The sequence below is a fragment of the Hymenobacter agri genome, from assembly GCF_054778495.1.
This window is the reverse complement of record NZ_BAAGZM010000540.1, coordinates 1-2,945: the sequence shown is the minus strand read 5'-3', so window position 1 is coordinate 2,945 and position 2,945 is coordinate 1. Positions and strand designations below refer to the sequence as shown.

2 protein-coding genes are annotated in these 2,945 nt (G+C 64.9%); one reads left to right on the top strand and one right to left on the bottom strand.

All coding sequences use genetic code 11. The annotated features are described in order from the left end of the window. Positions 1–605: T9SS type A sorting domain-containing protein (locus ACYVDE_RS19000; RefSeq protein WP_460503116.1), on the top strand; the 605-nt coding region annotated here is incomplete at its 5' end. 201 nt (positions 606–806) lie between these two features. Here the strand turns inward: ACYVDE_RS19000 and ACYVDE_RS18995 are convergent. After that, positions 807–2,945, bottom strand: a 2,139-nt coding sequence (locus ACYVDE_RS18995; RefSeq protein ID WP_460503115.1) for a TonB-dependent receptor, incomplete at its 5' end; no start/stop codon positions are given.

The following is a 2,945-nucleotide window of genomic DNA, read 5'->3' as shown; positions in this document are numbered from 1 at the left end:
GCGCGCTGCCCGCCGCCAGCACGGCCTACCGCACGGCGGGCCGCATCTACGGCGCCGCCAACAAATCCATCACCTACAGCCTGTTCCCGACGGATGCCACCCGCAGCCTCACGGTGGCCGTGGTGAACAGCGCTGGCACCGTGGTAAGCAGCCAGACCGGCACCGGCAACCTCACGGGCACCTACACGCCCACCACCGAGGGCTGGTACACGCTCAAAGCCAAAAACGCCAGCACCGCCAACCCTACGCAGGGCGCGTTCGTGAAGGTGACCTACACCGCCCCCACCGTGGTAACCGGCGCCATGACCGGCCGCCGCGACGCCAACGTGCTGGCCACCGCCGCCGAAGCCCCCACCGCCGAAGTGCTGGTGTACCCCAACCCCACCGCCGCCGACCGCATCGACGTGGTGATTACCGCCAACCGCGAGCAGGCCGCCACCGTGCAGCTGCACGACCTGCTGGGCCGCCTCGTGCACCAGGAAACCGTGCGCCTCTACAACGGCTCGAACGAGCTGCGCCTCGGCGTGAAAACCACGCTACCGGCCGGCATCTACCAGCTCAGCGTGCCCGAATTCCACGTGAGCCAGAAAGTGGCGGTGCAGTAAGGGCCCGTTGCGCATAATGCAAAAAGCCTCTCCGGTAACCGGAGAGGCTTTTTTGTGGCTAACTAGAACGGGTAGAGACGCAATATTTTGCGTCTCGTCGTTGAACGATACCGTGAGCACGGCGCGGCCGCAAGTCGTTCAACGATGAGACGCAAAATATTGCGTCTCTACTGGTTTACTGTATTAAGTTAACCCGTTTTTCTAGAAGAATACGCTCACGTTCAGCTTGGCGTAGAAAGGCGTGCCGGGCGTGAAATGCAGCTCGTCGATGCCTTCAAGCGGCTCGGGCTTGGGGGTGTGCAGCAGACGGGTTTGGGTGGCGAACTGGGCCTGGTTCCAGGCCACGTTGAGGAGGTTTTCGGCGGTGGCCCCAATTTGGAAGCGGGGCGTGGTGTAGGCCAGCACGGCATCGAGTAGGAAATAGCCGCGGGCGGTGATGCTGCCGTCGTCGTTGGCCGGGCGCGAGTCGATGTGGCGGTAGCGCAGGCTGCCGCTCAGGCCCTTCGGGGCCTTGTAGGTGAGGCCGCCGGTGCTGGTGAAGGTGGGCGCCAGCGGAATGTAGTTGGCCTTTTCGGGCGCGTCGAGCTGGCGGCCATGGTTGTAGTTGACGTCGGCATCGACAAACCACCGGCTGCCCGCCTGGTAGCGCACCGATAGGTCGAGGCCGTAGCGCTGGGTGGGCCCCACGCTCTCCACCACGGCCTCGTCGCCCACGTACACCAGCTCGTCCTGCAAATGCAGGCTCCAAAGGGCCGCGTTCACCACCAGGCTGGGCAGGGGCTTAAAGGTGCTGCCGATTTCGGAGCCCAGGGCGCGGGGCAGCACGTTGGCCGTGGCCCCGCGAATCACGCCCCGGGCATCATTGGAATGAAAGCCGAAGCCCGAGCGGGCAAACAGCTGCACGGCCGGCGTGAGCTGGTAGTACAGGTTCAGCTTGGGCGACACCCGGGCCCGGGCCACGCGCCCGCCCAGCGGGGCCAATTCGCCGGTATTCTCATCGGCCAGCCGCCCCCGGAAATCGAAGGTGAAGAAGTCGGCCCGCACCGCCGCATTCACCGTGAGGCGGTCGGTGAGGCTAAGGGTTTCGTCGAGGTAGGCGTTGATATTGCGCTCGTAGAGCCGGCCGGTGGTGAGGGTATCGAGCACCTGGCGGCGCACGGTGTGGCGCAAGCCCAGCGTCGAGAAGTCGTTGCGGGTGCCCACGCCCAGCGTGGTGTGCAAGGGCTTGGCGCCGAGCTGGTCGTCGCGCTCGTAGGTGGCCGTGTAGCCGAACAGGTGCCGGTCGTCGGTCTGGTCAATCTGGTCGCCGTTGATGGAGTCGTGCAGGAAGAAGGTGAAGTTGGAATACAGGTTGAAATCGTACTTCGAGTAGTAGGCCTGCTGGCGCAGCACGGCCTCGTGCGGCAGGGCCGTGGTGAGCACCACCGAGGCGTTGGTGCGGCTTGTGCGGCCGCCCTCGGTAGGGTCGATGCTGCCGAAGCGCGAGATAAGGCCGTCGCGCACGGCGCGCTCGGGCACCTGTCCGCTGGCGTCCCAATTCGAAGTAAAGTGCGAGCCCAACAGCGTCAGGCTGGTTTTGTCGGACAGCTGCCCGGTGTATTTGCCCATGCCGTTGAAGCGCTTGAAGTGCTGCGGCGCGTCGAAGTAGGAGTTGGTGAAGTTGTACTCGGCCGCCACGTAGGCGCTTTCGGGCTTTTTGCTGAACAGGTGCCGCTGGTTGTTGCCCAGCAAATCGAGCATCACCAGCGCCCGGCGGGTGTCGAACTGGCCCAGCTCCAACTTCACCTGGCTGTGCTCCAGCTTGGTTTTGGTGCTGAACTCGCCCGCGCCGGCCGTAGCAAAATCGCCGAAGCGGGCCGTGTATGGTCCCTTGTATACTTTCAATTGCTCCACCGTTTCGGGTATCACGAAGTGAAAATCGGCATAGCCCTGGCCGTGGGCATGGCTCACCATGTTCACCGGCAGGCCGTCCACGCTCACGGCGAAGTCGGTGCCATGGTCGCAGTCGAAGCCGCGCAGGAAAATCTGCTCAGCCTTCCCGCCGCCCGCGTGCTGGGCAATAAACAGGCCCGGCACCAGCCGCAGCAGGTCCTGGGCCGAGTTCACGGGTCGTAGCAGCTGGTCGATGTGCGAGATGGCGGCCAGACTCTGGTTGGGGTCGCGTGGCTGGCTCACCGTTACTTCGGCCAGGCTGAGCGTGGTGGCGGCCACGCGCAGGTTCAGGCGCGGGTTGTCGCCGGCCACTACAGTTACGGGCACGGTTTGGGCCCGGTAGCCCAGCGCGCCGATGCGCAGCCGGTGGCTGCCAGCTGGCAGGTTGCTCAGCCGGAAGTTGCCCAG